This window comes from Variovorax sp. CF079 (assembly GCF_900101545.1).
In the GTDB taxonomy this organism is placed as follows: Bacteria; Pseudomonadota; Gammaproteobacteria; order Burkholderiales; family Burkholderiaceae_C; genus Variovorax.
Map to the genome: position 1 here is coordinate 1 of NZ_FMZU01000064.1, position 1,255 is coordinate 1,255.

Genomic DNA, 1,255 nt, shown 5'->3' on the forward strand with positions numbered 1-1,255 from the left:
CTGCGTTGGTTCATCTCGGTGCTGCTGTGATTTGCGGTGTCTTCACGCATGCACGGGCCGTGCCCGCCGCGACCTTTTAATCAGCATTTCCCTAGAACTTGAATGGCGCGAAGCGGCTCGCGCCGATCTGCTGTCCATCGTTGAGTACATCGCGCAGGACAACCTCGATGCGGCGCTGGCACTCGTCGCGGAGATCGAGGAAAAGGCCGAACGGTTGCGGGAGCAGCCCAAGCTGTATCGGGCCGGGGCGTGTCAGCGGCACGCGCGAGATGGTGGTACGGCCAAACTACGTGGTCGTGTATTCGGAATCAACGATTGCCGTGACGATTCTGCGCGTCTTGCACGCCGCACAGATGTGGCCGCCCGCACGTCCCTGATGGAATGTTGTAGCTCGGATTGATGCTCGACTCGAGCTCCAGCACGATGTCCATCAGGCTGGGGCCTTCGGACGAATTTGCCCGCCAGACTGCCGCACTCTCGCACTCGAAGGCCTCGAAGTCATATCTGGCCGCGCGCCAAGGCTGCAAGCGGGCTCGGCGCCCTGACTTCCGCTGCTATCGAAGAAGATTTCAGCAATGCGTAAAGCCACAGAAAATTGTGAGCATGGTGGCACGCGGCTTGCGTAGCCTGTGCATTCGGCGCGATCGCTTTGCAGACGCACCAAGCTGAACCTGTTGTCTCCTCCACCCCTCTTGGTGGATTTACTCCCGGGGCGCGAGCCCCGGGGGCTTTCTCGCATCGATCCGCTGCGTGGGTGCTGCAAGCAACGCTTCGCCTGCGCCGGGGGAGGGCTTGCGTACCCCTCTTGGCTTGCGCACTGCCGCCAGCGCACCGGCGAGCAGCGCACGGGTTCCGTCATGCGATCTCCTCTCTTCATCGAACTGCCCTTGGAGGTCGTCCAGGCGCTGCTGCAGCGCCGAACCTTGCGACTGGGCCTGCGCCAGTGCGATGCCCTGGGCGGCGAGTTGATCACGCAGGGCGCGTTCGGTCTGCTGGGCAGACTGCTGTGCATCGCGCAGCGCCTGACGCTCGGCGTCGAGCAGTTCCGGCTTCCTCGCCGCGCACGCGGCGCTGCTGCTCCTTTGAAAGGTCGCCCTCGAGCTGCTTCGTCGCCTGGCGCGCGCGGTCGACATCGGCGAGCATGCGTGTCTCATGCGCGGGGCGGCCGTTCTGGAGGTTCTGGTAGCTGCGCCTCCGAACTTGCGGACCGTCTGGAGCGCGACCTTTGGCGGATTCCCATTCGCTTGAATGCAGC

Annotated in this window: 1 protein-coding gene and 1 pseudogene; one reads left to right on the forward strand and one right to left on the reverse strand. The window is 63.9% G+C overall.

Annotated elements, in window-relative coordinates; all coding sequences use genetic code 11:
• The first annotated feature begins 85 nt into the window (after positions 1-85).
• Positions 86-377 (forward strand): annotated as a pseudogene (locus BLS74_RS33550) (type II toxin-antitoxin system RelE/ParE family toxin).
• A gap of 324 nt (positions 378-701) precedes the next feature.
• Here the strand turns inward: BLS74_RS33550 and BLS74_RS33555 are convergent.
• Positions 702-1,133, reverse strand: a complete 432-nt coding sequence (locus tag BLS74_RS33555; RefSeq protein WP_093112352.1) for a hypothetical protein — start codon at positions 1,131-1,133, stop codon at positions 702-704.
• Positions 1,134-1,255 lie beyond the last annotated feature (122 nt).

Coding starts and splice junctions, on each gene's coding strand:
- BLS74_RS33555 (WP_093112352.1), bottom strand. CDS start 1,133: ATGTCGACCGCGCGCGCCAGGCGACGAAGCAGCTCGAGGGCGACCTTT.